Origin of the sequence: Methylobacterium sp. WSM2598 (assembly GCF_000379105.1) — a bacterium.
Lineage (GTDB): Bacteria > Pseudomonadota > Alphaproteobacteria > Rhizobiales > Beijerinckiaceae > Methylobacterium.
Genome location: NZ_KB900609.1, coordinates 1,041,491 through 1,067,234 on the forward strand (window position 1 = coordinate 1,041,491; position 25,744 = coordinate 1,067,234).

Here is a 25,744-nt window from a genome sequence, read left to right on the forward strand (position 1 = left end):
TTCGCGCTCTGGTGTTAACCACTCGCTAACCATCCGGGCGCGAAATAGAACGGTAACGAATCATCAACCCGTGACCCACTCAACCCCCGCCCGCCCGCCGATCCGCTTCCGCGGCCGCTCCTTCCTGGCCGTGGTCCTCGCCCCCGAGGCGCCCGTCGAGGCCTGGCTCTCAGACCTCGACGCCCTGATGCAGCGCTCGCCGGCCTTCTTCGCCGGCCGCGCCGTGATCCTCGACGTGACCGCGCTGAAGCCCTCGGCCGAGGCGCTGACGGTCCTCGTGGGGGATCTGACCGCCCGCGGGATCCCGATCATGGGGCTCGAAGGGGCGGGCGCGGCGGGTTTCACGAGCGGCCTGCCGCCGCGGCTGACCGGCGGCCGGGCCGGCGGCGAGATCCCGGTGCCGGGCGAGCCGGAACCGGCGCCGGCGCCGATCGCCCTGCCGGAGCGGCCGACCACCGTCGGCTCGCTGGTGCTCGACGCACCCGTGCGCTCGGGCCAGCAGGTCCTGTTCCCGGAGGGGGACGTGACCGTGATGGGGTCGGTCGCCTCGGGCGCCGAGGTGATCGCGGGCGGGTCGATCCACGTCTACGGGGCCCTGCGCGGGCGGGCGATCGCGGGGGCGGCCGGCAACGCCAATGCCCGGATCGTCAGCAGCCGGTTCGCGCCGGAACTGCTGGCGATCGACGGCCTCTACCGCGTCGCCGACGACATCGAGCCGTCCCTGCTCGGACGGGCGGTGCATGTCTGGCTCGACGGCGACGCGATGCGGATGAAAGTGCTCGATTGACGTCCGCCCCGCGCCCTCGGGCGCCCGGGCGACCCCCGAACGGCAGGCGGCCGGGACCGCCCAACGAACAACGAGGTGCAGCATGCCAAAGGTCGTGGTGGTCACATCGGGCAAGGGCGGGGTCGGCAAGACCACCACGACCGCCGCCCTGGGCGCCGCCCTCGCCAAGGGAGGCGCGAATGTCTGCTTGGTGGATTTCGACGTCGGCCTGCGCAACCTCGACCTGGTGATGGGCGCCGAGCGCCGCGTCGTCTACGACCTCATCAACGTCGTCCAGGGCGACGCCAAGCTCGCCCAGGCCCTGATCCGCGACAAGCGCCTCGACACCCTCTCCCTCCTCCCCGCCTCCCAGACCCGCGACAAGGACGCGCTCACCGAGGAGGGCGTCGCCCGCGTGATCGAGGCCCTGCGGGAGCGTTTCGACTGGATCGTCTGCGACAGCCCGGCCGGGATCGAGCGCGGCGCGACCCTGGCGATGCGCCACGCCGACGTGGCCGTGGTGGTCACCAACCCGGAAGTGTCCTCGGTCCGCGACTCGGACCGGATCATCGGGCTGCTCGATTCCAAGACGGTGCGGGCCGAGGCCGGCGAGTCGATCGACAAGCACCTGATCCTGACCCGCTACGCCCCCTCGCGGGCGGACAAGGGCGAGATGCTCAAGATCGAGGACGTGCTGGAGATCCTGTCGATTCCGCTGCTCGCCGTGGTGCCGGAGAGCGAGGAGGTGCTCAAGGCCTCCAACGTCGGCAACCCGGTGACGCTCAACAACCCGGCGAGCGCGCCCGCCCGCGCCTACCTGGACGCGGCGCGCCGGCTCTGCGGCGAGACCGTCGCAATGACGATCCCCAGCGAGCGCAAGTCTTTCCTCAACCGTCTCCTGTCGCGGAGGGCCGCATGACACTCCTGCCGTTCTTCACCCGCCGCGCCAGCGCCCCCATCGCGCGCGAGCGCCTGCAGATCCTGCTCGCCCACGAGCGCGCCGCCTCCGGCCGGAGCGACCTCGCGGCGGTGCTGCGCGAGGAGATCCTCGCCGTCATCGCCAAGCACGTCACCATCGACAGCGAGAAGGTCAAGGTGTCGATGGACCGCGGCGAGGGGGTCTCGCTCCTGGAGATCGACGTCGAGCTGCCGGCCCGGCCCGTCCCCGAGACCCGCGAGCCCGCCCGCAAGCGGGCCTGACCGGCCCGCGCCCCGGAGACCGGGCCCCTCGCGCTTGCAACCCGGGCCTCCTTCGCGCGATGACGCGGGGAGGCCCTGCGGGGCCAAGAGGCCTTGCGGGGCCAAGAGGCCTTGCGGGGCCAAGAGGCCCTGCGGGGCTGAGGGAGCCCTGCGGGGCCAAGAGGCCTTGCGGGGCGAGGGGGCCGGTCGGTGGCGGGATCATTCGGGCTGCGGGGCAGGACGGCGCTGATCACCGGCGCGGCGAGCGGGATCGGGGCGGCCCTGGCCGAGGCCCTGGCCGCGCGCGGCGCCCGCCTCGCCCTGGTCGACAGGGATGCCGAGGGTCTCGCCCGGGTCGCGGCCGCCCTGGACGGGCGCGCGCCCGCGCTCAGCACCCACCCCCTCGACCTGCGCGAGGCGGCCTGCATCGCGGCCCTGCCGGAGGCCGTGCAGGAGCGCCACGGCGACCTCGACCTCCTCGTCAACAATGCCGGGGTGGCGCTCGCCGGCCGCTTCGAGGACCTCGCCCTCGACGAGTTCGAGTGGCTGATGGACATCAACTTCCGCGCCGCGGTGCGGATGACCCACGCCTTCCTGCCGGCCCTGCGCCGGCGGCCGGAGGCGATGATCGTCAACCTGTCGAGCCTCTACGGGATCATCGCGCCGGCGGGCCAGACCGCCTACGCGGCGAGCAAGTTCGCGCTGCGCGGCTTCTCGGAGGCCCTGCGCCACGAATACGAGGGGACGGGGCTCCACGTCATGGTGGTGCATCCGGGCGGCGTCGCCACCGCCATCGCCCGCAATGCCCGCACCGGGGCCGGGGTCGACCCGGCCGAGGCCGCGCGCGGCCGCGCCGCCTTCGAGCGCCACCTGCGCCTCGCCCCCGCGGCGGCGGCGGACCGGATCCTCGCCGGGATCGCGCGGCGCACGCCCCGCCTCATCGTCGGCGCCGACGCGCGGCAGGTCGTCCTCCTGCAGCGCCTGATGCCGGTGCGCTACTGGGCGGTGATCCGCCGGGCGCTCGGCGAGTAGGAGGATTCTCGCGGCATGGCCTCGTTGCGCGCCCATCTCCTCGCCTGGATCGTCCGGCGGCAGGTCAAGCGGCGCCTGTCCGGCGTCACCGACGTCCGACAGGTCCGGCGCGTCTTCGATTCCGCCGCCTTCCCGGACCCGCCCGGCATCGCCTTCCGGCCCGGCGAGGTCGGCGGGATCGCGGGGGAATGGGCGGAGCGCCAGGGTCTCGCGGCGGCCGCGCCGCGCCTCCTCTACCTGCACGGGGGCGGCTTCGTCGCCTGCTCGGCGCGCACCCACCGACCCCTGATCGGCGGGCTCGCGCGGCAGGGCTTCCGGATCTTCACCCCGAACTACCGCCTCGCCCCCGAGGATCCCTTCCCGGCGGCCCTCGACGACGCGGCGGCGGCCTGGGCGGATTTCGCGGCCGAAGGGCCGGCCGTGCTCGCGGGCGAATCGGCGGGCGGCAACCTCGCCCTCGCCCTGCTGCTGCGCCTCCGGGACGCGGGCGGGCGGCTCCCGGCGGCGGCGGCGGCCTTCTCGCCCGCCACCGACCTCCTCGGCGGCAGCCCCTCGCTGACCGAGAATGCCGGGCGCGAGGCGATGCTCTCGGTCGAGAGCTTCCCGCTGCTGCAGCGGGCCTATCTGGGCGGCCACGACCCGGCCGATCCCCTGGTGTCGCCCCTCCACGGCGACCTGCGCGGCCTGCCCCCGATCCTGCTCCACGTCGGCGAGCGCGAGATCCTGCGGGACGATTCCGTGCGCTTCGCCGCCCGGGCGCGGGAGGCGGGCGTGACGGTGGCGCTCACGGTCTGGCCGGTCGTGCCCCATGCCTGGCAATTCGCCTCCTCGTTCCTGCCCGAGGCCCGGCGCTCCCTGGCGGAGGCGGGGGCCTTCCTGGAGGGGCACCTCGCGGCCGCGCGGGAGCGCGCCTCCGCCCTGCGTTGACATTCGCCTCGACACCCTCTAGGGGCTCCGGCTTCCAGGCGACGTTTCGTCCCGACCCGACCCGCCGACCGGTCCCCCGAGGCCGGAGGCCAACGCCCGACAGCGCGACGCGCCCTCGGGCGCGTCCGGCGTTGGGCGGAGCGGCGCCGCGAGCCGGGATCACGGATGACTGAGACCAGCCCCGCGCGACTGCGCATCGAGGACGCGGTGAACACGGCCTGCCCCTGGTCGGGCCGGCCGATCGCCGCCGATTCGCTGACGCTCTACAACGGCGCCGTGGTGGGATTCTGCAATCCCGATTGCCGCGACAAGTTCGAGGCCGCGATCCGGCACTTCGAGGGCGCCCTGCAGGTGCGCCGGGCGGCCAGCGCGGGCAACGACGAGTAGGCGCGAGGATCCGATGTTCGAAGGCCTCTCCGATCGCCTCTCCGGCATCCTGTCGGGGCTCACCCGCCGCGGCGCGCTGACCGAGGCGGACGTCACCGCCGCCCTGCGGGAGGTGCGCCGCGCCCTCCTGGAGGCCGACGTCGCCCTCGAAGTGGTGCGCGACTTCACCGAGAAGGTGCGCGAGCAGGCGGTCGGCGCCACCGTGCTGAAATCGGTCACGCCCGGCCAGATGGTCGTGAAGATCGTCAACGACCAGCTCGTGGCGATGCTGGGCGCCGAGGCCGAGATCATCGACCTCAACGCCCCCTCCCCCGTGGCGATCCTGATGGTCGGCCTGCAGGGCTCGGGCAAGACCACCACCACGGCGAAGATCGCCAGGCGCCTGAACGGCCGCGAGAAGCGCCGGGTGCTGATGGCCTCCCTCGACACGCGCCGCCCGGCCGCCATGGAGCAGCTGGCGGTGCTGGGCAAGCAGGTCGGCGTCGAGACCCTGCCGATCGTGGCCGGCCAATCGGCGGTGCAGATCGCCAAGCGCGCCATGGAGGCCGCCCGGCTCGGCGGCTTCGACGTGGTGATGCTCGACACGGCCGGCCGCATCACCCTCGACGAGGCGCTGATGCAGGAGGCCGCCGAGGTGAAGGCGGCGGCCCGCCCGCACGAGGTGCTGCTCGTCGCCGACGCGCTCACCGGTCAGGATGCGGTCAACACCGCCCGCGCCTTCGACCAGCGCCTCGGCGTCACCGGCATCGTGCTCACCCGCATGGACGGCGACGCGCGCGGCGGCGCGGCCCTCTCCATGCGCGCCGTCACCGGCAAGCCGATCAAGCTCGTCGGCACCGGCGAGAAGGTCGACGCGCTCGAGGAATTCCATCCCGCCCGCGTCGCCAACCGCATCCTCGGCATGGGCGACATCGTCTCGCTCGTCGAGAAGGCGGCGGAGACCATCGACCAGGAACAGGCCCTGCGCGTCGCCGAGAAGATGCGCAAGGGCAAGTTCGACCTCGACGACCTCGCGATGCAGCTCGGCCAGATGGAGAAGATGGGCGGCATCGGCGGCCTGATGGGCATGCTGCCGGGCATGGGCCAGATCAAGAAGCAGGTCGAGGGCGCCAATCTCGACGAGAAGATGTTCCGGCGCCAGCGCGCCATCATCTCGTCGATGACGCCCGAGGAGCGGCGCAACCCCGACATCCTCAAGGCCTCGCGCAAGAAGCGCGTCGCCAAGGGCGCGGGCGTCGACGTCGCGGAGATCAACAAGCTGCTGAAGATGCACCGGACCATGGCCGACATGATGAAGGCGATGGGGTCGGGCAAGCGCGGGATCGGCCAGGCGCTGGGCTCGATGTTCGGGCTCGGCGGGGGCGGCCCCGGCGGCGGCCTCGGGGGGTTGGGCCGGATGATGGGCGGCGGCATGCCGGAGCCCACGCCCGAGCAGATCGCCGCCCTGGAGAAGCAGTTCGGCGGCAAGCTGCCGCCGATGCCGCCCGGGCTCGGGGGCGCGCCCGGGAAGGCGCCGGGCCTGCCGGGCCTCGGCGGGAGCAAGATGCCGGGGTTGCCGGGCCTCGGGGGCCTGCCCTTCGGCAAGAAGAAGTGAGCGGGCCGACCGGCCCGGCTTGGGAAGTGACCGGGCCGATCGGCCCGGCTTGGGAAGTGATCGGGCCGACCGGCCCGGCTTGGGGATCGACGTTCTCGAGAGCGGGAAGATCGATGGGGAGGCGTGCCGCCCGGCGGCCCCTCCGGAAGGCGGGAGCGCGATCGCGCGTCTCCCGCGCACGTGGTGACAAGCGACTGAGTGAAGAGGTGAGACAATGTCCCTGAAGATCCGCCTGACCCGCGGCGGCGCCAAGAAGCGCCCCTATTACCGCATCGTCGTCGCCGATTCGCGCTCGCCGCGCGACGGCCGCTTCATCGAGAAGGTCGGCGTGTACGACCCGATGAAGCCGAAGGACGACCCGGCCCGCGTGTCGCTCGAATCCGAGAAGATCCAGGCGTGGCTGGCCAAGGGCGCGCAGCCGACCGACCGCGTCCTGCGCTTCCTCGACGCCGCCGGCCTCGCCAAGCGCCCGGCCCGCAACAACCCGAAGAAGGCCGAGCCGGGCCAGAAGGCCAAGGAGCGCGCCGCCGCCCGCGCCGAGAAGGCCGGCGCCGGCGACGACGCCGCGGCGTAACGCCTCCATGGCGCGCCGGCCCCAGCGCCCCGCCCCATCCGGTCGCGCCGGCGCGGGACGGGGCGCGGCCGGCGCGGCCCCGCCGGGGCCGGACGCGAGACTCGTCGTGCTCGGCGAGTTCGGCCGCGCGCACGGCCTCCAGGGCGAGGTGCGGCTGAAATCCTATACCGCCGAGCCGATGGCGATCGGCGGCTACGGGCCGCTCCTCGCCTCCGACGGCCGCGTGGTGGAGTTGACGGCGCTGCGCCCCGCCGCGGGAACGCCCGACATCCTGGTGGCGCGGGTGGCCGGCGTCGCGGGCCGCAGCGCGGCCGAGGGCCTCAACCGCCTCACCCTCTCGGTGCCCCGGGACCGCCTCGGCGCGCCCGAGGACGAGGACGAGTTCTTCACCGCCGACCTCGTCGGTCTCGCCGCGGTGGATGCGGCGGGCACGCGGCTCGGCACGATCCGGGCGGTGCCGAATTACGGCGGCGGCGACCTCCTGGAGATCGAGCCCGAGGGCGGCGGACGCCCGGCCCTCCTGCCCTTCACCCGCCTCTTCGTGCCGAAGGTCGAGATCGCGGCCGGCCGCGTGACGATCGCGCCGCCCGAGGATCTCTTCGCCCCGCCCGGCCCGCCGCCGGAGGGCGAGGGCTGATCCGGGATCCGGTTGATCGCAGCGGATCCCGGATCGCGCGCCCGCGCGGCGCGTGAGCGACGCCCCAATCCGCCATGCGGAAGGGATCGAGCGGAATGGGTATGCCCCGAACACCGCAGAACCGGCGCCGTCATCCGACATCCGGCTGATTGCTTCGCCATCTCCCATTTCGGCAACGCGGATGTCGGCGTCGCTCAAGCGCCGCGCGGGCTTGTCGTCCCACATCCGCTTGATCCCTTCGGGATGGCGGATTGGGGCTTCGCTCAGGCGCCGCGCGGGCTCGTCATCCGCTGAACGGACGTGATCGTCCGGACAGCGGATCAGAACGGCGTGACGGTCTCGAAGACCCGCTGCCCGATGGTCGGGTCCTGCACGTCGGTGATGCGGCCGCGCCCGCCGTAGGAGATCCGCGCCTCCGCGATCTTGTCGTAGTCGATCGTGTTCTTGCGGGTGATGTCGCGCGGCCGGACGATGCCCGCCACGGTGAGCACGCGCACCTCGCTGTTGACGCGCACCTCCTGCGAGCCGCTGATCAGGAGGTTGCCGTTCGGCAGCGTGTCGGTGACCACGGCCGCGACCGACAGGCTCAGGTTCTCCTTGCGGTCGATGGTGCCGTTGCCCTTGGTCTCGGTGCCCGAGCGGATGCCCGCATCGGCGGTGGCCGAGTCCTTCACGCCCGAGACGCCGTAGCTGAAATCGAAGCCGAGCGACGATTTCTGGCTGCGCGAGCGATCGGTGGCGTTGTCGAACTGCGCCTTGTCGTTGATCGAGATGCTCACCGTGATCACGTCGCCGATGTTGCGGGCGCGCGGGTCCTGGAACAGGTCGGCGGCGCCGGGTGCCCAGGTCGAGCTGTAGCTGCGCCGGGGCGTGGCCGCGAAGGAGGCCGGCAGCGGCTCGCGCGGGGCGGCGAGGCCCGTGCCGATCGGCGTCAGCAGCGGCGGGCGTCCGATCGGGTCGAGGGGCTGGGCGCAGGCGCCGAGCCCCGCCACGGCCGCGCAGGTCAGCAGGCGCTTCATCAGGATTTCTCGCCGTCCTTCGGTTTCTTGCTGGCGTCGGTCATGATCCGGGCGAGCTGCGCGGCGCGCGACGCCTCCATTTCGCTCAGGATGCTGCTCGCCGTGCGCGCATTGAGCTTGGTGAGGAGGGCCGCCGCCGCCTCGTCCGGCATGTTGGCGAGCTGGAGGGCCGCCGCGTCGGGGCGCATCTTCATGTAGATCGCCACCACGGTCTCGTCGGCCTTGGCCAGGAACTCGTTGCGCCGCCGCAGCCACTCCTCGTACTCGGCGCGCTTGGCCTCGAGCTGCCTGATGCGCTCCTCGACCTGCTTCTCGAGGGCGGTCAGCGTCTCCTTCTGCCACGCCACGCGCGCATCCGCGGCCGCGTCCACGATGCCGTTGCAATAGGCCGCGGCCCGCGAGGGCGGCGCCTCCTCGGCGGCGCGGGCGGGGCCCGCGAGCCCCGCGAGCCACAGCAGGCCCGCGAGCCCCGCGAGCGACAGCAGGCCCGCGAGCGGCGGGAGGAAGCCCGCCGGGAGGGGACGCCGCCTCATTGCACCACGAGCTCCGCCTGGAGGGCGCCGGCCGTCTTCACGGCCTGGAGGATCGAGATGATGTCGCTCGGCTTCAGGCCGACCTGGTTGAGGCCCTTGACGAGGGTCTGGAGGTCGGAGCCGCCCAGGACGGCGAGGCGGCCCTGCTGCTCCTGGGCCGAGACCTCGGTGCGCGGCACCACCACGGTCTGGCCGTTGCGGGAGAAGGGATTGGGCTGGGAGACCTCGGGCGTCTCGGTGACCCGGACCGTCAGGTTGCCGTGCGTGACCGCCACCGTGGAGATCTGGACGTTGCGGCCGATCACCACCGTGCCGGTGCGCTGATCCACCACCACCCGCGCCGGGGTGTCGGGCTGGATGGTCAGGTCGCCGACCTCCGCGATGAAGCGGGTTTGCGCGATCGCGGGCGGCTTGTGCAGCACCACCGAGCGCTGGTCGCGCGGGATCGCCACGCGCCGGCCGAAGCGCTGCAGCGCGTAGGCGTTGACCGCGTCGACGATCAGGGTCGCGGTCTTGAAGTCGGGGTTCTTGAGTTCGAGGACGAGCTGCGGCAGGTCCTGCAGCGAGCCCGGCACCTGCCGCTCGATCAGGGCGCCGTTCGGAATGCGCCCGGCGGTCGGCACGCCCTGCGTGACCGTCTCGGCCTGGCCACCCACCGAGAAGCCGGAGACCGCCATCGGCCCCTGGGCGGCGGCGTAGACCTGCCCGTCGCCGCCCGAGAGCGGCGTCATCAGGAGCGTGCCGCCCTTGAGCGAGGTCGCGTCGCCGAGCGAGGTCACAGTGACGTCGATGCGCGAGCCCACGGTCGCGTAGGGCGGCAGGTCGGCCGTCACCATCACGGCCGCGACGTTGCGGGTGCGCAGGCGCGAGTCGCGCACGTTGACGCCCATCCGGTCGAGCATCGATTGCAGCGACTGCTCGGTGAACTGCGCGTTGCGCAGGGTGTCGCCGGTGCCCTGGAGGCCCGTGACGAGCCCGTAGCCGACGAGCTGGTTGTCGCGCACGCCCTGGAGCGCGGCGATGTCCTTGATCCGGGTGCCGGCGAGGGCCGGGAGCGCGGCGAGGGGCGCGACCAGCAGGGCGAGCAGCAGCGCGAGGATCCGGTCCATCAGCGCATGTCCCCGATGCGGATGCGGCCGTCGCCCTGGACGACGCCGACGACGATCCGGCCCGTATCGGTGTTGCGCACCCGGATGACCTCGCCGAGGCCGCCATTCTGCAGCGGCGTGCCGAGCGTGGTGATGATGAGGCCGTTCTCCTCGAAGATCATCGTGGTGGGCGTGCCGCGGCTGACCAGGCGCGGATCGTCTACCGCGTTGACCGGCACCGGCTCCCCGGGCAGGAGCGTGCGCCGCGCCACCCGGCCGACGATGGCGAGGGGCGCGTCGATCACGGCGGCGCGGGCGCGGAAGGTCGGCGGGAAGGACTGCTCGCGCAGCATCGTCTCCTTGATCATGTCGCCCGGGTAGATCGTCACGGCCGGGACCGGGAGGACGAGGTCGGGCGCGCGCTCGGGCGGCGCCTCCGCGGCGGCGGGAGCGGCCGCGCAGGGGCCGATGCCGGCACCCGAGGCGCCGGCCAGGAGGGCGAGCGCGAGCGCCCGCCGGGTTCGACTGCTCATGACCATCGTGATCGCATCCTCGCCTTCGCGGGCGCGCCGGGGCCGCGCCGCTCGCGGGCGCCGCCGCGGCGCGCCGGGTTACCGGATGCCCTTCGACACCGTGCCGGCCATCTCGTCGGCGGCCTGGATCACCTTCGAGTTCATCTCGAAGGCGCGCTGGGCCGTGATCAGGCTGGTGATCTCCTTGACCGGATCGACGTTCGAACTCTCCAGGTAGCCCTGCTGGACCTTGCCGAAGCCGGTATCCCCCGCGACGCCGGTGACGGGGGCGCCCGAGGCGGCGGTCTCGCGGTAGAGGCCGTTGCCGAGGGGCTCCAGGCCCGATTCGTTGGCGAAGTTGGCGATCGAGAGCTGGCCGAGGAGCTGCGGCGTCGCCTGCCCGTCGACTTTGGCGTAGACCTGCCCCGACTGGTTGATCACGACGTCGACGGTGTTGGCCGGGAACAGGATTGCCGGCTCCACCACGTAGCCTTCGAGGGTGACGAGCTGGCCGGTCGAACTCTTGTTGAAGGAGCCGGCGCGGGTGTAGTTCACCTCGCCGTTCGGGTTCGTGACCTGGAAGTAGCCGCGGCCGTTGATGGCGAGGTCGAGGTTGTTCGAGGTCTGGGCGAGCGGACCCTGGCGGTGCAGGTTGCGGATCGCGGCCGCCCGCACGCCGAGGCCGAGGAGCGCCCCCTCGGGCACCGCCTCCTGTCCGGTCTGGTTCGGCACGCCCTGCTGCCGCTCGGCTTGGTAGAGCAGGTCCGTGAACTCCGCCCGGGCGCCCTTGAAGCCGGTCGTGTTCAGGTTGGCGACGTTGTTGGCGATGACTTCGAGGTTGAGCTGCTGGGCATTCATGCCCGTGGCGGCGATGGCGAGCGCTCTCATGTCGGGGTGGATCCTCAGATCGCCATGCGGCTGATTTCGAGATAGGCGGCCACGACCTTGTCGCGGATGGCGATGGCGGTCTGCAGGCTCTGCTCGGCGGAGAGCACTGCCTCCACCACCTGCTGGGCGGAAGCCTTGCCCTGGAGCCCGGCGATGGCGGTCGCCTCGCCGGCGCGCAGGGTGTCGCGCATGCCGGAGGCGATCTGGGCCATGACGTCGCCGAAGGCCGGACCCGTCGGGATCGCGGTCGGGGCGGGGCTGAGAACGCCCTGAAGGAGCCCGGCCGAGGAGGGGCCGGAGACCGGTCCCGTCCGGTCGATCAGCGCGTTCAGGGATGCGACGGCCTCGATCATGGCGCCACGCCTCAGCTCTTCAGGAGATCGATGACGCTCGCCACGAGGGCCCGGGCCTGCTTGATCATCTGCAGGTTCGCCTCGTAGGAGCGGTTGGCTTCGCGCATGTCCGTCATCTCGATGAGGACATTGACGTTGGGATACTTGACGTCGCCGTTCTCATCGGCCGCCGGGTTGCCGGGCTCGTGCTCGACGCGGAAGGGCGCCCGGTCGACGCCGATCTCCCGCACGCCCACGGTGGCGGCCCCCGCCGCCCGGTCGAGTTCGCTGCGGAAGGTGATCGTCTTGCGCTGGTAGGGGTCCGAGCCCGGGTCCACGCCCGTCGACTGGGCGTTGGCGATGTTCTCGGCCACGACGCGCAGCCGCAGCGACTGCACCTCCATCCCGGCGCTGGCGAGGCGCGCCGAGGCGGTCAGAGGGTCGATCACGAGCCGCTCCTCACGCCCGACAGCATCATCCGGTGGAAGGCCTTCACCACCGCCGTGTTGAGGTTGAAGTCGCGCGCGATGTCGTTGGACTTCAGCATCTCCTGCTCCAGGCTGACCGAGTGGCCGCCCTGGATCGCGTCCCAGCTCTCGCTCGGCTTCACCTTCGCGGTGGGAGTGGTCGTGCCGGCCCTGAGATGGCCCTGGGACGTCGCCGCGAGGTCCAGCCCCGCGCGGGAGAGCACCTCGGCGAAGGGCACGACGTCGCGCGCCTTGTAGCCGGGCGTGTCGGCATTCGCGATGTTGCCCGCGACCGTCGCCTGCCGCACCGAGAGGTACTGCGCCTGCCGGGACGCGAGGCCGAAGAGGTAGATGCCGCTCAATGTCGGATCCTCGGAACCATTCCGTATCCCGAGGTCTAGGGTCGCAACCTTGCCTGAGGCTGGCGCAAGCTGGCGTCAGGGTCCTAGGACACGACGCGCAGGGGTTTCTCCAGCACGCGCAGCACCTGCGCGAGATCGTGGCCCCGCTTCAGGATGCGGCCGGTCTCGGCCACCACCGCGTAGGCGCCCTGGCGGCGGGCGAGCCGGGGATCCTTCTCGATGCGGTAGAGCGGGCGCTCCGAGGTGCGGCGATGGATCGAGAACACCGCCTTCTCGCGGGTGAAATCCATCGTGTAGTCGCGCCACTCTCCGGCCGCGACCATGCGCCCGTAGAGGTTGAGGATCTCGCGCAGCTCGCTGCGATGGAACGAGACCGGCGGGGGGGCAGCGCGGGGAAACGGGATCACCCGCGCCTCAGCCCCCGGTAGACGACTGTCCGGGGTCTCTCCTTCCGTCATCGTTCCTCCGCTGGTCTCGCCGGACGTCTCCGCACGTCCCTGCCGGGCATGATGGGATGCCGCTCCCGGCCCCGCAAGGGCGACGCGGCGCATCGCGTTGCCGGCTTCGCACAGGTCTCGGCCGGCGGCCGCCCCGCCGCGCCCGGACCGGCCACGCGTCATCATTCCGCCGAAATGGTGCCTTCGCCCGGCCGCGAAGCCGCTGTATTCACGGCACGACCTCTCGGTCCGGCCCCTCCGGCACCCGGCCAGCCCCGGCTGCGCGGGCGGCGAAGGATCCGGGCCTCCTCCAGAGGTTTCGAGACCCTTCCTTGAAGGCCGCCTCCCCGGAGTGCGGTCTTCCTTTTTGCCGGCGCCGGGGCGGTCAGCGCTCGACGACGAGGTCCTCGGCCCGCAGGCGCGGCTGCCAGGCGTGGCGCACGAGTTCCGGATCGGCGTGCTCCTCCTGGGGGTAGCCGACGCACAGGTAGGCGACGAGCCGCCACGCCTCCGGCACGCCGAGGAGCGCCGTCAGCGGCGCCGGGTCGAGGATCGAGACCCAGCCGACCCCGAGGCCCCGCGAGCGGGTGGCGAGCCAGAAGGTGTGGATCGCCAGCACGACCGAGTAGCGCAGCATCTCCGGCATGGTGGCGCGGCCGAGCCCGTGGCCGCTCTCCGTCGCCTCGTCGCAGAACACCGCGAGGTGGACGGGCGCCTCGCGCAGCCCCTCCAGCTTCAGGCGCCGGTAGGCGGCGGCGCGCGCGTCCGGGTAGGCCCGCGCCGCCTCGTCGTTGCAGCGGGCGAAATTCTCCGTCACGGCGCGACGCCGGTCCGGGTCGCCGACCCGCACGAAGCGCCAGGGCTGGCTGTTGCCGACCGAGGGGCTCAGGCAGGCGAGGGCGAGGCAGGCGCGCAGGTCCTCCTCCGGCACCGGGTCGGGCCGGAAGCGGCGCACGTCGCGCCGCCACGCGACGAGGTCCGCGAGACGCTCGCGGAAGGCGGCGTCAAAGGCGGGAGCCTCCGTCACGGCCTGGACAGGTCCGCCAGCAGGCTCGCCGCCACCGAGACCTTCGACACGGTGAGGCCTGAGGCCGCGATCGCCGAGACGGCGGTGCGGATGCGGGCGAGCGAGGCGCCGCGGGCGGCGCTCCAGCTCTCCACCGCCGCCTGGCCCTGGGCCCCCGTCGCGGCCGCCTCGGCCGTCAGCGCCCGGTGCGCGGCGGCGATGCCGGCGACCGCCCGTTCCAGGGCGATGCGGTCGAAGGTGTCGGAGACCGGCACGGCGCGGGCCGCCCGGGTGAGCGGGCCGAGGCGGAACAGCTCCTCGATGGCGAAGTGGGTCGCCGCGATGGCGACCGGCGGGCGCCCGGTCGCCTCGGCGACCCGCACGATGTCGGGGGCGGCGCCGAGCTCGGCGAGGGCCGCGAGCTGCCCGGCGAGGGGCTCCGGCACGCCCTGGTCGGCGAGGCTCCGACCGCGCTTGGCGAGGGCCTCGCGCGCGCCGGCCGGCAGCACCGAGGACAGTGAGGAGGCCACGGCCGCGATCCCGTCCCGGTAGCGCGCCACCACGGCGTCGATGCCCCCTTCCCCGAGGCTCTCGTGGCGGATGAACCAGACCATGCGCTGGCGCAGGAGGTCCTGGAGCTCCGCGTAGAGGGCGAGTTGCTGGGCGCCCGAGACGGCGCCGTCGAGCCCGTCCACGGCCCGGTTGAGGTCGAGGAGCCCGAACGCGTCGCGGGTGACCGCGTAGGCCGCCGCCACGGTCGGCGCCTCGGCGCCGGTCTCGTCGGAGAGGCGGCTCACCAGGGTCGGGCCGCCGCGGTTGATGATCGCGTTGGCGAGGCCCGTCGCGATGATCTCGCGGCGCAGGCGGTGGCTCGCCACCGCGTCCGGGTAGCGGGCGAGCAGCACCGGCGGGAAGTAGCGATCGAGCTCGCGCGACAGATAGGGATCGTCCGGCACGGCGCTGTCGAGGAGCGCGTCCTTGAGCGACAGCTTGGCGTAGGCGAGGAGCACGGCGAGTTCGGGCCGCGTCAGGCCCTCGTCGGCCTGGGCGCGCTCCGCGAGGGCCGCGTCCGAGGGCAGGAACTCGACGGAGCGGTCGAGGCGGCCCTCCGCCTCCAGGGCCTGCATCAGCCGCGTCGCGAAGCCGGACTCGGCCGCGCCCTGGCGCTGGGCGAGGGACAGGGCGAGGGTCTGGATCTGGTTGTTGCGCAGGACGAGGTCGGCGACCTGGCCGGTCATGCCGGCGAGCAGGGCGTTGCGCGCCTCCGGGCCGAGCCGCCCGTCGCGCTCGGGCGTGGTGAGCGCGATCTTGATGTTCACCTCGACGTCCGAGGTGTTGACGCCGGCCGAGTTGTCGATCGCGTCGGTGTTGAGGCGGATGCCCCGCCGCGCCGCCTCGATGCGCCCGCGCTGGGTCACGCCGAGATTGGCCCCCTCCCCGATCACCCGGGCGCGCACCTCCGCGCCGGTGATGCGCAGGGCGTCGTTGGCGCGGTCGCCCGCCTCGTCGTCGCTCTCGCCCGAGGCGCGGATGTAGGTGCCGATGCCCCCGAACCAGAGCAGGTCGACGGGCGCCTTCAGGATCGCCTGCATCACCTCGGCGGGGGTCGCCTCGGCCCGGTCGAAGCCGAGGCGGGCGCGGATCACCGGCGAGAGCGGCACCGTCTTGGCCGAGCGCGGGAAGACCCCGCCGCCGGCCGAGATCTTGTCCCGGTCGTAATCGGCCCAGGACGAGCGCGGCAGCTCGAACAGGCGGCGGCGCTCGGCGTAGGAGGTGGCCGGGTCCGGGTCCGGATCGAGGAAAATGTCCCGGTGGTCGAAGGCGGCCACGAGCTTGAGGCAGCGCGAGAGCAGCATGCCGTTGCCGAACACGTCGCCCGACATGTCGCCGACGCCGACCACCGTCACCGGCTGGCTCTGCACGTCGACGTCGATCTCGCGGAAATGGCGCTTGACCGCCTCCCAGGCGCCCCGGGCGGTGATGCCCATCGCCTTGTGGTCGTAGCCCTGGCTGCCGCCCGACGCGAAGGCGTCGCCGAGCCAGTGCCCGCGCTCGATCGAGATCGCGTTGGCGATGTCCGAGAAGGTGGCGGTGCCCTTGTCGGCCGCGACCACCAGGTAGGCGTCGTCCCCGTCGTGGCGCACCGTGTCGGCGGGCGGGACGATCGCCCCGTCCACGATGTTGTCGGTGAGCGAGAGCAGGGTGCGGATGAAGATCCGGTAGCTCTCGGTGCCCTCGGCCATCCAGGCCTGGCGGTCGGAGGCGGGCGGCAGGCGCTTGGGGAAGAAGCCGCCCTTGGCGCCCACCGGCACGATCACGGCGTTCTTGACCTGCTGGGCCTTCACGAGGCCGAGGATCTCGGTGCGGAAATCCTCCGGCCGGTCCGACCAGCGCAGGCCGCCGCGGGCGATGTAGCCGAAGCGCAGGTGCACGCCCTCGACGCGCGGGGAATAGACGAAGATCTCGAAGAGCGGCCGCGGCAGCGGCATCCCGTCGACCTTGGCGCAGCGGAACTTGAACGCGATGGTGTCGGGCGGCAGGCCGTGGGGGGCGACCTGGAAGAAGTTGGTGCGCTGGGCCGCCTCCACGAGGTTCACGAAGCGGCGCAGGATGCGGTCCTCGTCGAGGCTCGTCACCGCGGACAGGCCGGCCTCGATCTCGGCGCGCAGGGCCGCCTCGCGGGCGGCGCGGCTCTCGGCACCGCCCTCGGCGCGGGGATCGAAGCGCGCGTAGAACAGGGCGACGATCCCGGCGGCCAGGGCGGGGTGGCGGCTCAGCGTGGCGGCGAGGTAGCCCTGGCCGTAGCGGATCCGCAACTGCCGGAGGTAGCGCCCGAGGGCGCGCAGCAGGGCCGCGTCGCGCCAGCCGAGGCCGGCCTCCAGGATCAGCCGGTTGTAGGCGTCGGTCTCGGCGAGGCCGCGCGCGATGGCGAGCAGGGCCGCCTCGACGGGGCGGTCGAGCCGGGCGAGATCGATCGCCCCGCCGCCCGCGCGCTCGAGCAGCATGTCGTGCAGCCAGATCCCGTCCGTCTCCGGCGCGCCGGGCCGGCCGATCAGGAAGGTGCGCTCGTCGATGACCCGGAACCCGAAATTCTCCAGCACCGGCACCCGATCCGAGAGGGGCAGCGCGCTGCCCTTCGAGAATACCTTGAGGCCGATCCGCGTCTCGGGGTCGCCCGGGTGGCGGTGGAGGTCGACGGCGCGCGGGCGCTCCGCCGTGATCCGCTCCAGGATCGCGATGTCGGACAGGGCCTGAGCGCTGTCGTAGGTCTCCCGGTAGCCCGCCGGGAACGCCTCGGCGTAGTAGGCTCCGAGCGCCCGGGCGCGGCCGCCGTCCATGGCCTCGGCGAGGGCGTCGCGCAGGCCGTCGGCCCAGGTGCGCGAGAGGGCCGTCACCTCGGCCTCGAGCTCGGCCGGATCGATCGCCGGCGGAACCTCCTCGCGGCGGCCGATCACGATGTGGAAGCGGGCGAGCGGCCCCTCCGGATAATCCGGGTAGATCGCCGAGATGTGCCCGCCGAGGCGCATGGCGAGGTGGGCGGCGATTCGCTTCTGCAGGGCCGCGTCGGTGCGGTCCTTCGGCACGAAGACGAGGAGCGAGACGAAGCGGCCGAACTTGTCCGCCCGCGCCAGCACCCGCACCCGCGGGCGCTCGGCCAGGAGCACGATGGCGAGGGCGAAGCGGCGCAGGAGATCGGTGTCGATCTGGAAGAGGTCGTCGCGCGGATAGGTCTCCAGAACGTGCAGGAGCGAGCGGCCGGCATGGCTGGTCGGGTCGAGCCCGGCCTCGGCCACGACGGTCGCGACCTTGCGGCGCAGGTACGGCACCTCCTCGGCCCGGCTCGTGTAGGTGGTGCTCGCGAAGAGCCCGACGATGCGCAGCTCGCCCGCGACGCGCCCGTCGCCCGAGAAGAGCTTGACCCCGACCATGTCGAGGTGGGTGCGGCGATGGACCCGCGAGATCAGGCTCGCCTTGGTGATGATCAGCGCCTCGGGCCGCTCCAGGAAGGCGCGGATCTCGGGCGTCATCGCCACCATGGTGCGGCCGCGGCGCAGCACCTCGACGGAGCCGTCGCGCAGGAGGCCGAGGCCGCTCTCGCGCACACCCCGGTACTCGGCGCCCTCGCCGAGCCGGTACTCGCGCATCCCCAGGAAGGTGAACTGGTCGGCCCGGATGTAGTCGAGGAAGGCGCGGGCCTCCGCGACCTCCTCGGCCGCCACCGGCGGCAGCGCGGATTCGTAGGCGGCGGCGACCGCGTCGAGCCGGGCCAGCATCGCCCGGTGGTCCTGCGTGGAGACCGCCACGTCGGCGTAGACCTGGGCGAGGCCGTCGAGGAGGCCCGCCCGCTCGCCCTCGTCGTCGATCCGGTCGAGATGGATGTGGATGAAGCTCTCGCGGCTCAGCGCGTCGCCGGCTCCCGCGGTGGTCTCGCCCACGAGGCGCAGCAGGGCGCCGTCGGGGCCGCGCTCCACCGCCAGGATCGGGTGGGCGACGAGGCGCGGCTCGTAGCCCCGCGCCACCAGCTCGGCCAGGGTCGAATCGAGCAGGAAGGGCCGGTTCGGATTGATGGCCTCCAGGACGGTGACGTCGCGCCGCCCGCCGTCGCGCTCCACCACCACGTCGTTGAGGCGCAGATCCGCGCCGCTCTCGTCGGGCCGCGCCGCGGCGAGGTGCTGGCGGGCCGCGAGGGCGAGGTCGGCCAGGGTCTCGGGCGCGTAGGCGTTGAGATCCTCGGGCGGGACTCGGCCGAACAGGTCGCGGACGAAGTCGCCGGGCTCCCGGCGGGCCTCCGCCGCCGCGACGGCGGCGGCGATGAGGTCGGTGCGGCTCGCCCGCGCTTCGGGCGTCGCGGTCGACAGGTCCACGGCTCGTCCCTCCCGCCGAGGTGTCAGCGGGCGACGGGTGACATAGACCTCGGCGGCCCGCAACCCTGGCGTCTCGTCCGCGTGCGTTTCCCGATCTATAGCTCAGTCGCGACGACAGGGAGACGACGCGATGGCCGGGGCGAAGCCGAAGAGGAAGGTGGCCAAGGAGGAGGTCGGCGAGCACCCGCGCCTCCAGGAGACCGAGGGCGCCGTGATGGCCCTCGACCTGGAGCCGGCGGCCGAGCTGCCCCCCGACCTCGCCGCCTATTTCGACAAGTGCCGGGAGAAGATCGGCTTCGTGCCGAACGTGCTGCTCGCCTACGCGCACGACGCGGCCAAGCTCGACGCCTTCGTGACCTTCTACAGCGACCTGATGCTGGCGCCGTCGGGCCTGTCGAAGCTGGAGCGCGAGATGATCGCGGTGGCGGTGTCGAGCGCCAATCGCTGCTACTACTGCCTGACCGCGCACGGGGCGGCGGTGCGCGTGCTCTCGGGCGACCCGGTCCTCGGCGAGATGCTGGTGATGAACTACCGGGCCGCGTCGCTCTCGCCGCGCCACCGGGCGATGCTCGACTTCGCGGTGGCGCTCACCGAGGCGCCCTGGACGGTGGAGGAGGAGGACCGCGAGGCGCTACGCGATGCCGGCTTCACCGACAAGGACATCTGGGACATCGCGGCGGTGGCGAGCTTCTTCAACATGACGAACCGCATGGCCTCGGCGGTCGACATGCGGCCGAACCGCTCCTACCACGGCGACGCGCGCGCCTTGCCGAAGGTCTGATACGTTTTCCGGAAGATCACTTCCGGAAAACGTATCACAAGCCCGCGCGGCGCCTGAGCGAAGCCCGGGTCCGCCATCGGCGACGGCCCGATGCGTCGGCGTCCCGGGCCGCCGGGATGGCGCGCGGCGAGGAGGGCGCTGCCGGCGCGGCCGCGCGGATCACCCGCGCGCCGGGATGCGGCGCGCCCTCACGCCCGCGACCCCGCCCCGATCGCGATTCCCGTGAAGGTGTGGTTGAGGTGGATCGCCCGGTACTGCTCGCCGAAGGTCTCGAACCCGATCACGTTGTAGCGGCGATAGAGATCGGACAGGCGGTGGCGGACCTGGTGCGACTCGGCGTCGAGCCGGCGCAGCACGCAGTCGAAGCCGATGACGAGGTCGAGGCCGCCGAGCGACGCGTCGAGCCGGGCGAGTTCGTCCCGGGTCGTCGCCACGAGATCCTTGCGGCCGGCCAGCGTCAGCACGACCCCCTCGTCGACCGCGCACAGGAAGCTCAGCGAGCCGTCCGGGTTGAGGCGGTGGATCGAGCGGCAGAAGTAGTCGCCCCCGACCCGCACGGCGAGCGGATTGGCCGCGAACACCGTCGGGGTCAGCATCTCGGGCTGCAGGCCGAGCGCCCGCGCGTACTCGGCCGCGGCCGGCTCGGCGTTGAGCTCGCGCACCGTGCGATGCTCGGCGTCGGTCTGGGTGACCACGAACTTCACCGCCCGCGGCTCCAGGTTGTCGGTCTTGAACACCTGGATCGGGTGGTCGGTCGCCACGATGAGCAGGATCGCCGCGCCGTGATGGACCACCCCGTCGTGGATCAGCGCCGTGTGGGCGAAGGTGAGCGCGTCGCCCGCCGAGCCGCCCACCAGGGGGATCGCGTCGAGGCCGAAGGCGACCGCCGAGGTCACCCGCTCCTCGGCCAGCGTCAGGCTGTCGATGAGCGAGATCGCGAAGCGCTGGCCGTACTCCGCCCCCTCGGTGCCGAGGCGCAGGCGCAGGCTGCGCACGCGGGCCACCGCCGCCTCGACGTCGAGCTGCTCCACGTCGGCGAGCACGGTCGAGACGACCCGGAAGCCCTCGCGCGGGAAGGCGACCGCGACGAGGCCGCGATCGAGGCCGCCCGCCGGGCTGATCTCCCCCGAGGAGGTGCAGCCCGCCACCGGAATGCCCGGAAAGCGGCGCGCCAGCGCCGCCGCGACCGCGTCGGCCCCGTAGGCGGGCGAGAAGAAGACGAGGAGCTGGCCGACCCGCCGCGCGTCGATCGCGTCGGCGATGGCCGCCACGGCCTCCTCGGCCCGGTCCAGCTCCGACCACGCGGTCTGCACGCCGCACAGATGCGCGCGCCCACCCTTCGTCACGGGACGCCTCCCTCAACCCCGGCCGCGAGCGGGCCGATGGATCCCGGCACGGCCGGGCTGTTGGGCAGCACGCTGCGGCAGAACGCGCAGCGCGGCAAGGGCGGCCGCCCCGACACGGCGTCACAGCCGCGATCCCGCCCCGGACGCGAAGAGCCGCCGGCCCGGGTCGGGCGGCGGCTCTCGATCGGGTGCCCGGGGGGCCCGCCGGCGGCGCGGAACGCCGCGCCCGGCGGGGGCCGCTCAGGCCGCGGCGGCGAGCTTCTTCTCGATCTCGCGCTTCAGCAGGCGCGCGTTCTGCGACAGGTCCTGCTCGCCGGCCTTGACCAGGAAGGCGTCGAGCCCGCCCCGGTGCTCGACCGAGCGCAGGGCGTTGGCCGAGATGCGCAGGCGCACGGAGCGGCCGAGCGTGTCGGAGAGCAGGGTGACGTTGCACAGGTTCGGCAGGAACCGGCGCTTGGTCTTGCGGTTCGAGTGGCTCACCAAGTGGCCGGTGAGCACGGCCTTGCCGGTGAGTTCGCAGCGACGCGACATGGTATCAGTCCTTCACAATCCGATAGGCCACGGGCCGCTTGACGCTCACGCCGGGCGCTGGAACAGCGACCGCGGCGGCGACCGGACCGCGCGAAAGCCAGGAAGGCTCGCGCCTATAGGGGAGAGAGGGCGGTTTCGTCAAGCGTGAGCGGCGTCACGTCCGCGCGCCCGCGGGCGCCGAGACGAAGCGTTAACCTTAAACTCGTCACGATGCCGCGCGATTCCTGCGGATGGCGGGCTCGTCCCGCGTCCCCTCACCACGGTCTGTGCCATGCGTGCCAAGCCCTTCCTCCCGGCCCTCCTCGCCCCGGGCCTGCTGCTCGGGATGGGGCCGGCGGACCCTGCCGCGGCGGCCCGCGCACGGGCGGCCGCGACCGCGGTGACGGTGGATTACGGCATCATGCTGGCCGGCGTGCCGATCGGGACCGCGCAGATGACGGGAGCGATCGAGGGCCAGCGCTACCGGATGGACGTGACGGCCAAGCTCACGGGCCTCGTCGGCGCGATCACCGGCGGCTACGGCTCGGGCCGGGCCTCGGGGGTCGCGGGGTCCGGGCGCCCGATCCCCGGCACCTTCGCGGTGTCCTCGCACTCGTCGAGCACCTCGATCACCGTCCGCATGGCGCTGGCGCGGGGCAACGTGGTCGCCTCCGAGATCGTGCCGCCGCTCCTGGTCGATCCCGAGCGGGTGCCGGTCGACGCGGCGAGCAAGCGGGCCGTGGTCGATCCGGTGAGCGCGCTGCTGATGCCCGCCCAGGGACGGGGCGACCTCACCGACCCGCAGAATTGCAACCGGGTGATCCCGGTCTTCGACGGGGCGAGCCGGTTCGACGTGATCCTGAGCTACGGCGAGACCCGCCGGGTGGAGAAGCCGGGCTATGCGGGGCCGGTCCTGGTCTGCAACGCCCGCTACCGGCCGATCACGGGCCACCGGCCCGACAAGCCGGGCGTGAAATTCATGGAGGAGAACACCGACATGTCGGTGTGGCTCGCCCCGGTCGAGGGCGCGCGGGTGCTGCTGCCCCTGCGCATCTCGGTGCGCACGATGCTCGGCACCAACATCATCGAGGCGACGCGCTGGACCCAGTCCGGCGCCGAGGCGCAGGCCACGCAGGCCGCCGCGGTGGCGCAGTAATGCGGCTGTCGGCGTCCCTCAGGCGCCGCGCAGGCTCGTGATCCGGGATCCGCTTCGATCGAGCGGATCCCGGATCACTCCTCCTCGGCGTCGCCGGTCTCCAGGGTCGCCCGCACGGTGGCGAGCACCCGCTTGGCGAGGTCCGAATCCGGGTCGTCGCGGGTGAGCGCGTCCTCCAGCATCGCGAGATAGCCGCCGAGTTCGTGGCGGTAATGGTCGGAATCGATCCCGCGCAGGATCCGGGCGAGGAAGCCGATCGCCATCTGCAGCGCCACCTGCTTGGCCGCCACGTCGGCCTGGGCCTCCGACAGGCGGGCGATCATCTCGCCGTGGCTCGCCGACAGGACGGTGAGGCCGTTGATCTTGTCATCCGCGGTCATGCGCTGTCTCCGGGGCGCGCGGCGCCCAGCAAAAAGGCCCCTCCGCGGCGCGGAAGGGCCCTCGGGAGGGGGCCGGGCGGGCGCCCGGCCCGGTTCGTTACGCCGCGAGCTGGCGCAGCACGTAGGGAAGGATGCCGCCGTTGCGGAAGTATTCCAGCTCGTCGAGGGTGTCGATCCGGCAGGTGAGCGGCACCTCCCGGGTCGCGCCGTCCGCCCCGGTGATCTCCGCCACCAGGGTCTGGCGCGGCTTCAGCTCCCCGGCGAGGCCGCGGATCGTCACGGTCTCGTCGCCCTTGAGGCCGAGGGAGGCCCAGCTGGTCTCGCCCTGGAAGACCAGCGGCACCACGCCCATGCCGACGAGGTTCGAGCGGTGGATGCGCTCGAAGCTCTCGGCGATGACCGCCCGCACCCCGAGCAGCTTCGTGCCCTTGGCCGCCCAGTCGCGCGACGAGCCGGTGCCGTATTCCTTGCCGGCGAACACGACCAGCGGCGTGCCCTCCTGCTGGTAGCGCATCGCCGCGTCGTAGATGAACATCTTCTCAGCCGTAGGCTGGTAGAGGGTCCAGCCGCCCTCCACCACCGTGCCGGACGCGTCGCGGACCATCTGGTTCTTGATGCGGATGTTGGCGAAGGTGCCCCGCATCATGACTTCGTGGTTGCCGCGGCGCGTGCCGTACTGGTTGAAGTCCTGCACCCGGACCTGATGCTCCTGCAGGTAGGCGCCGGCCGGCGAGGCCGCCCGGATGTTGCCCGCGGGCGAGATGTGGTCGGTGGTGATCGAGTCGAGGAACAGCCCGAGGATGCGGGCGCCGACGATGTCGGTGACCGGCGCCGGGGTCTTCTCCATGCCCACGAAGTAGGGCGGGTTCTGCACGTAGGTGGAGCCGGAATTCCACTGGAAGGTCTGGGCCGGGGTCACCTCGACCGCCTTCCAGTTCGCGTCGCCGCCGAACACGTCGGCGTAGCGGCTCTTGAACAGGGCGGAGGTGATGGTCTGCTCGATGAAGGCGTTCACCTCCGCCGAGGAGGGCCAGATGTCCTTCAGGTAGACCGGCTTGCCGTCCGAGCCGGTGCCGAGCGGCTCCCGGGTCAGGTCGACCTGGAGCGAGCCGGCGAGCGCGTAGGCGACGACGAGGGGCGGCGAGGCGAGGTAGTTCGCCCGCACGTCCGGATTCACCCGGCCCTCGAAGTTGCGGTTGCCCGACAGCACGGCGGCCGCGACCACGTCGTTGTCGTTGATCGCCTTGGAGATCGGCGCCGGCAGCGGGCCGGAATTGCCGATGCAGGTGGTGCAGCCGAAGCCCACGAGGTTGAAGCCGAGCGCGTCGAGGCTCTGCTGCAGCCCGGCCTTCTCCAGGTACTCGGCGACGACCTGCGAGCCGGGGGCGAGCGAGGTCTTCACCCAGGGCTTCGAGCGCAGGCCCTTGGCGACGGCGTTGCGGGCGAGCAGCCCCGCCCCGATCATCACGCTCGGGTTCGAGGTGTTGGTGCAGGAGGTGATCGCCGCGATCACCACGTCGCCGTGGCCGATGTCGAAATTGGCGCCCTCGACCGGGTAGCGCTTGGCGATGTCGGCGGCCTTGCGGAACTCGCTCTCCATCGAGGCGGCGAAGCCGGCCTTGGCGGAATCGAGCAGCACCCGGTCCTGCGGGCGCTTGGGGCCAGCGAGCGAGGGCTTCACGTCGGCGAGGTCGAGTTCCAGCGTGTCGGTGAAGACCGGGTCGGGGGTCGCGGCGTCGCGCCACATCCCCTGCGCCTTGGCGTAGGCCTCGACCAGCGCGATGCGCTCGTCGGCGCGGCCGGTGACCTTCAGGAAGTCGATGGTCTTGGCGTCGACCGGGAAGAAGCCGCAGGTCGCGCCATATTCGGGCGCCATGTTGGAGATCGTGGCGCGGTCGGCCACCGCCATGTCGTCGAGGCCGGGGCCGTAGAACTCCACGAACTTGCCGACCACGCCCTTCTTGCGCAGCATCTGGGTGACGGTCAGCACGAGGTCGGTGGCGGTGGTGCCCTCCGGCAGCTTGCCCGAGAGCTTGAAGCCGACCACCTCGGGGATCAGCATCGAGAGCGGCTGGCCGAGCATCGCCGCCTCGGCCTCGATGCCGCCGACGCCCCAGCCCAGCACCGCCAGGCCGTTCACCATCGTGGTGTGCGANTCGGTGCCGACGAGGCTGTCCGGATAGGCCAGTTCCTGCCCGTTCTCGAAGGCCTTGGTCCAGACCGTCTGGGCGAGGTACTCGAGGTTGACCTGGTGGCAGATGCCGGTGCCGGGCGGCACCACGGAGAAGTTGTCGAACGCCGTCTGGCCCCACTTGAGGAAGGTGTAGCGCTCGCCGTTGCGCTCGTATTCGAGGGCGACGTTGTCGGCCAGCGCCTTCGGGGTGCCGAACTCGTCCACGATCACGGAGTGGTCGATGACGAGATCGACCGGCACGAGCGGGTTGATCCTCTTCGGGTCGCCGCCGAGCGCCACCATGGCGTCGCGCATGGCCGCGAGGTCGACCACGGCGGGCACGCCGGTGAAGTCCTGCATCAGCACGCGCGAGGGCCGGAAGGCGATCTCGGTCTCGACCTTGCCGCGGTTGTCGAGCCAGGCGGTCACGGCCTCGATGTCGGCCCGCTTGACGGAGCGGTCGTCCTCGAAGCGGAGCAGGTTCTCCAGCAGCACCTTCATNGAGAAGGGCAGCCGGCNCGCNTCCGGCAGGCCGTTCTTCTCGGCCNCNGGGATNGNGTANTAGGCGTANGNCTTNNCGCCGATCTGCAGGGTCTGACGGGATTTGAAGCTGTCGATGGAAGCCACGGCGTGGTCCTCGCGAGGGGTTGTCGAACACGGCGCAGGGATGACCTGCGCCAGACGTCATGTGTTCGGCCGGATGCGCGAGCGGCGCCGGTCCCCTGTGCGGGCACGACTCCGCTTCCCGTGCGGCATCCCGGGCAGGGCCGGGAGGGCCACGGTGCGCGCGCCG

26 protein-coding genes are annotated in these 25,744 nt (G+C 72.6%); 11 read left to right on the forward strand and 15 right to left on the reverse strand.

The genetic code is table 11. The features are described from left to right. Window positions 1-70 precede the first annotated feature (70 nt). The 9 genes from minC (at window position 71) to rimM (ending at window position 7,096) form a co-directional block, all read left to right on the forward strand. The gene (gene minC, locus MET2598_RS0105035) at window positions 71-787 is read left to right on the forward strand and encodes a septum site-determining protein MinC (protein ID WP_012333469.1); all 717 of its coding nucleotides are present in this window, start codon (window positions 71-73) and stop codon (window positions 785-787) included. Window positions 788-869: 82 nt separating this feature from the next. Then, window positions 870-1,685: a septum site-determining protein MinD gene (gene minD, locus MET2598_RS0105040; protein WP_012333468.1), complete on the forward strand. Its 816-nt coding sequence runs from the start codon at window positions 870-872 to the stop codon at window positions 1,683-1,685. Further along, on the forward strand, window positions 1,682-1,966 hold the full coding sequence (gene minE / locus MET2598_RS0105045) for a cell division topological specificity factor MinE (protein WP_012333467.1): 285 nt from the start codon (window positions 1,682-1,684) through the stop codon (window positions 1,964-1,966). The genes minD and minE overlap by 4 nt, the downstream gene beginning before the upstream one ends. A 189-nt stretch (window positions 1,967-2,155) precedes the next feature. Continuing rightward, window positions 2,156-2,977 (forward strand): SDR family NAD(P)-dependent oxidoreductase, encoded by an 822-nt coding sequence (locus MET2598_RS0105050; protein ID WP_018260082.1) that lies wholly within the window; start codon window positions 2,156-2,158, stop codon window positions 2,975-2,977. A gap of 15 nt (window positions 2,978-2,992) precedes the next feature. After that, window positions 2,993-3,904 carry an alpha/beta hydrolase fold domain-containing protein gene (locus MET2598_RS0105055; RefSeq protein ID WP_018260083.1) on the forward strand — a complete coding sequence of 304 codons (912 nt, stop codon included), beginning with the start codon at window positions 2,993-2,995 and terminating at the stop codon, window positions 3,902-3,904. A 165-nt stretch (window positions 3,905-4,069) separates the two neighbouring features. Further along, window positions 4,070-4,291 carry a glutathione S-transferase gene (locus tag MET2598_RS0105060; RefSeq protein ID WP_012333464.1) on the forward strand — a complete coding sequence of 74 codons (222 nt, stop codon included), beginning with the start codon at window positions 4,070-4,072 and terminating at the stop codon, window positions 4,289-4,291. 13 nt (window positions 4,292-4,304) lie between these two features. After that, the gene (ffh, locus tag MET2598_RS0105065; protein WP_018260084.1) at window positions 4,305-5,885 is read left to right on the forward strand and encodes a signal recognition particle protein; all 1,581 of its coding nucleotides are present in this window, start codon (window positions 4,305-4,307) and stop codon (window positions 5,883-5,885) included. Between the two features lie 214 nt (window positions 5,886-6,099). Continuing rightward, window positions 6,100-6,459 (forward strand): 30S ribosomal protein S16, encoded by a 360-nt coding sequence (gene rpsP / locus MET2598_RS0105070; RefSeq protein ID WP_012333462.1) that lies wholly within the window; start codon window positions 6,100-6,102, stop codon window positions 6,457-6,459. 7 nt (window positions 6,460-6,466) lie between these two features. Continuing rightward, window positions 6,467-7,096: a ribosome maturation factor RimM gene (gene rimM / locus MET2598_RS0105075; protein ID WP_026190522.1), complete on the forward strand. Its 630-nt coding sequence runs from the start codon at window positions 6,467-6,469 to the stop codon at window positions 7,094-7,096. A 320-nt stretch (window positions 7,097-7,416) separates the two neighbouring features. Here the strand turns inward: rimM and flgH are convergent, their stop codons facing one another. The 11 genes from flgH to MET2598_RS0105130 all read right to left on the reverse strand — a co-directional run bounded on the left by flgH (window position 7,417) and on the right by MET2598_RS0105130 (window position 18,605). Beyond that, window positions 7,417-8,115, reverse strand: a complete 699-nt coding sequence (gene flgH, locus MET2598_RS0105080; protein ID WP_012333460.1) for a flagellar basal body L-ring protein FlgH — start codon at window positions 8,113-8,115, stop codon at window positions 7,417-7,419. Then, window positions 8,115-8,648: a MotE family protein gene (locus MET2598_RS0105085; protein ID WP_018260085.1), complete on the reverse strand. Its 534-nt coding sequence runs from the start codon at window positions 8,646-8,648 to the stop codon at window positions 8,115-8,117. Before MET2598_RS0105085 ends, flgH begins: the two co-directional genes overlap by 1 nt. Beyond that, on the reverse strand, window positions 8,645-9,757 hold the full coding sequence (gene flgI, locus MET2598_RS0105090; RefSeq protein ID WP_018260086.1) for a flagellar basal body P-ring protein FlgI: 1,113 nt from the start codon (window positions 9,755-9,757) through the stop codon (window positions 8,645-8,647). Before flgI ends, MET2598_RS0105085 begins: the two co-directional genes overlap by 4 nt. Then, complete coding sequence (gene flgA, locus MET2598_RS0105095; protein ID WP_018260087.1) at window positions 9,757-10,275, reverse strand: flagellar basal body P-ring formation chaperone FlgA; 519 nt, start codon at window positions 10,273-10,275, stop codon at window positions 9,757-9,759. Before flgA ends, flgI begins: the two co-directional genes overlap by 1 nt. 72 nt (window positions 10,276-10,347) lie before the next feature. Beyond that, window positions 10,348-11,136 carry a flagellar basal-body rod protein FlgG gene (gene flgG / locus MET2598_RS0105100; RefSeq protein WP_012333456.1) on the reverse strand — a complete coding sequence of 263 codons (789 nt, stop codon included), beginning with the start codon at window positions 11,134-11,136 and terminating at the stop codon, window positions 10,348-10,350. Between the two features lie 14 nt (window positions 11,137-11,150). Next, window positions 11,151-11,489, reverse strand: coding sequence for a flagellar hook-basal body complex protein FliE (locus tag MET2598_RS0105105; protein WP_018260088.1), 339 nt, complete (start codon window positions 11,487-11,489; stop codon window positions 11,151-11,153). Between the two features lie 11 nt (window positions 11,490-11,500). Continuing rightward, window positions 11,501-11,914, reverse strand: a complete 414-nt coding sequence (flgC, locus tag MET2598_RS0105110; protein WP_198293055.1) for a flagellar basal body rod protein FlgC — start codon at window positions 11,912-11,914, stop codon at window positions 11,501-11,503. Beyond that, window positions 11,914-12,297: a flagellar basal body rod protein FlgB gene (flgB, locus tag MET2598_RS0105115; protein ID WP_018260089.1), complete on the reverse strand. Its 384-nt coding sequence runs from the start codon at window positions 12,295-12,297 to the stop codon at window positions 11,914-11,916. The genes flgC and flgB overlap by 1 nt, the downstream gene beginning before the upstream one ends. Before the next feature lie 83 nt (window positions 12,298-12,380). Beyond that, window positions 12,381-12,755 (reverse strand): DUF2794 domain-containing protein, encoded by a 375-nt coding sequence (locus MET2598_RS0105120; RefSeq protein ID WP_012333452.1) that lies wholly within the window; start codon window positions 12,753-12,755, stop codon window positions 12,381-12,383. Between the two features lie 364 nt (window positions 12,756-13,119). Continuing rightward, on the reverse strand, window positions 13,120-13,761 hold the full coding sequence (gene bluB / locus MET2598_RS0105125; protein WP_012333451.1) for a 5,6-dimethylbenzimidazole synthase: 642 nt from the start codon (window positions 13,759-13,761) through the stop codon (window positions 13,120-13,122). Further along, the gene (locus MET2598_RS0105130) at window positions 13,758-18,605 is read right to left on the reverse strand and encodes an NAD-glutamate dehydrogenase (RefSeq protein WP_018260091.1); all 4,848 of its coding nucleotides are present in this window, start codon (window positions 18,603-18,605) and stop codon (window positions 13,758-13,760) included. Before MET2598_RS0105130 ends, bluB begins: the two co-directional genes overlap by 4 nt. Before the next feature lie 130 nt (window positions 18,606-18,735). On the opposite strand from MET2598_RS0105130, the gene MET2598_RS0105135 reads away from it, so the two are divergent. Next, complete coding sequence (locus MET2598_RS0105135) at window positions 18,736-19,386, forward strand: peroxidase-related enzyme (RefSeq protein ID WP_018260092.1); 651 nt, start codon at window positions 18,736-18,738, stop codon at window positions 19,384-19,386. Window positions 19,387-19,574: 188 nt separating this feature from the next. Here MET2598_RS0105135 and MET2598_RS0105140 read toward each other — a convergent pair whose 3' ends face one another. Together MET2598_RS0105140 and rpmB are read right to left on the reverse strand one after the other, a co-directional pair. Further along, window positions 19,575-20,732 carry an FIST signal transduction protein gene (locus MET2598_RS0105140; RefSeq protein WP_012333448.1) on the reverse strand — a complete coding sequence of 386 codons (1,158 nt, stop codon included), beginning with the start codon at window positions 20,730-20,732 and terminating at the stop codon, window positions 19,575-19,577. Window positions 20,733-20,972: 240 nt separating this feature from the next. Further along, the gene (rpmB, locus tag MET2598_RS0105145) at window positions 20,973-21,263 is read right to left on the reverse strand and encodes a 50S ribosomal protein L28 (protein ID WP_012333447.1); all 291 of its coding nucleotides are present in this window, start codon (window positions 21,261-21,263) and stop codon (window positions 20,973-20,975) included. A gap of 271 nt (window positions 21,264-21,534) precedes the next feature. Here rpmB and MET2598_RS0105150 point away from each other — a divergent pair, with 271 nt between their 5' ends. Further along, window positions 21,535-22,398, forward strand: a complete 864-nt coding sequence (locus MET2598_RS0105150; protein ID WP_012333446.1) for a DUF3108 domain-containing protein — start codon at window positions 21,535-21,537, stop codon at window positions 22,396-22,398. Window positions 22,399-22,472: 74 nt separating this feature from the next. Here the strand turns inward: MET2598_RS0105150 and MET2598_RS0105155 are convergent, their stop codons facing one another. Together MET2598_RS0105155 and acnA are read right to left on the reverse strand one after the other, a co-directional pair. After that, window positions 22,473-22,778: a hypothetical protein gene (locus MET2598_RS0105155; RefSeq protein ID WP_012333445.1), complete on the reverse strand. Its 306-nt coding sequence runs from the start codon at window positions 22,776-22,778 to the stop codon at window positions 22,473-22,475. A gap of 97 nt (window positions 22,779-22,875) precedes the next feature. Then, complete coding sequence (acnA, locus tag MET2598_RS0105160; protein WP_018260093.1) at window positions 22,876-25,578, reverse strand: aconitate hydratase AcnA; 2,703 nt, start codon at window positions 25,576-25,578, stop codon at window positions 22,876-22,878. Between the last annotated feature and the right edge of the window lie 166 nt (window positions 25,579-25,744).

What these genes read in the sequence shown, in the direction of transcription:
- minD (WP_012333468.1), top strand. Translation starts at nt 870, where the DNA reads ATGCCAAAGGTCGTGGTGGTCACATCGGGCAAGGGCGGGGTCGGCAAG.
- minE (WP_012333467.1), top strand. Translation starts at nt 1,682, where the DNA reads ATGACACTCCTGCCGTTCTTCACCCGCCGCGCCAGCGCCCCCATCGCG.
- MET2598_RS0105055 (WP_018260083.1), top strand. Translation starts at nt 2,993, where the DNA reads ATGGCCTCGTTGCGCGCCCATCTCCTCGCCTGGATCGTCCGGCGGCAG.
- MET2598_RS0105060 (WP_012333464.1), top strand. Translation starts at nt 4,070, where the DNA reads ATGACTGAGACCAGCCCCGCGCGACTGCGCATCGAGGACGCGGTGAAC.
- ffh (WP_018260084.1), top strand. Translation starts at nt 4,305, where the DNA reads ATGTTCGAAGGCCTCTCCGATCGCCTCTCCGGCATCCTGTCGGGGCTC.
- rpsP (WP_012333462.1), top strand. Translation starts at nt 6,100, where the DNA reads ATGTCCCTGAAGATCCGCCTGACCCGCGGCGGCGCCAAGAAGCGCCCC.
- rimM (WP_026190522.1), top strand. Translation starts at nt 6,467, where the DNA reads ATGGCGCGCCGGCCCCAGCGCCCCGCCCCATCCGGTCGCGCCGGCGCG.
- flgH (WP_012333460.1), bottom strand. Translation starts at nt 8,115, where the DNA reads ATGAAGCGCCTGCTGACCTGCGCGGCCGTGGCGGGGCTCGGCGCCTGC.
- MET2598_RS0105085 (WP_018260085.1), bottom strand. Translation starts at nt 8,648, where the DNA reads ATGAGGCGGCGTCCCCTCCCGGCGGGCTTCCTCCCGCCGCTCGCGGGC.
- flgI (WP_018260086.1), bottom strand. Translation starts at nt 9,757, where the DNA reads ATGGACCGGATCCTCGCGCTGCTGCTCGCCCTGCTGGTCGCGCCCCTC.
- flgA (WP_018260087.1), bottom strand. Translation starts at nt 10,275, where the DNA reads ATGGTCATGAGCAGTCGAACCCGGCGGGCGCTCGCGCTCGCCCTCCTG.
- flgG (WP_012333456.1), bottom strand. Translation starts at nt 11,136, where the DNA reads ATGAGAGCGCTCGCCATCGCCGCCACGGGCATGAATGCCCAGCAGCTC.
- MET2598_RS0105105 (WP_018260088.1), bottom strand. Translation starts at nt 11,489, where the DNA reads ATGATCGAGGCCGTCGCATCCCTGAACGCGCTGATCGACCGGACGGGA.
- MET2598_RS0105120 (WP_012333452.1), bottom strand. Translation starts at nt 12,755, where the DNA reads ATGACGGAAGGAGAGACCCCGGACAGTCGTCTACCGGGGGCTGAGGCG.
- MET2598_RS0105135 (WP_018260092.1), top strand. Translation starts at nt 18,736, where the DNA reads ATGGCCGGGGCGAAGCCGAAGAGGAAGGTGGCCAAGGAGGAGGTCGGC.
- rpmB (WP_012333447.1), bottom strand. Translation starts at nt 21,263, where the DNA reads ATGTCGCGTCGCTGCGAACTCACCGGCAAGGCCGTGCTCACCGGCCAC.
- MET2598_RS0105150 (WP_012333446.1), top strand. Translation starts at nt 21,535, where the DNA reads ATGCGTGCCAAGCCCTTCCTCCCGGCCCTCCTCGCCCCGGGCCTGCTG.
- MET2598_RS0105155 (WP_012333445.1), bottom strand. Translation starts at nt 22,778, where the DNA reads ATGACCGCGGATGACAAGATCAACGGCCTCACCGTCCTGTCGGCGAGC.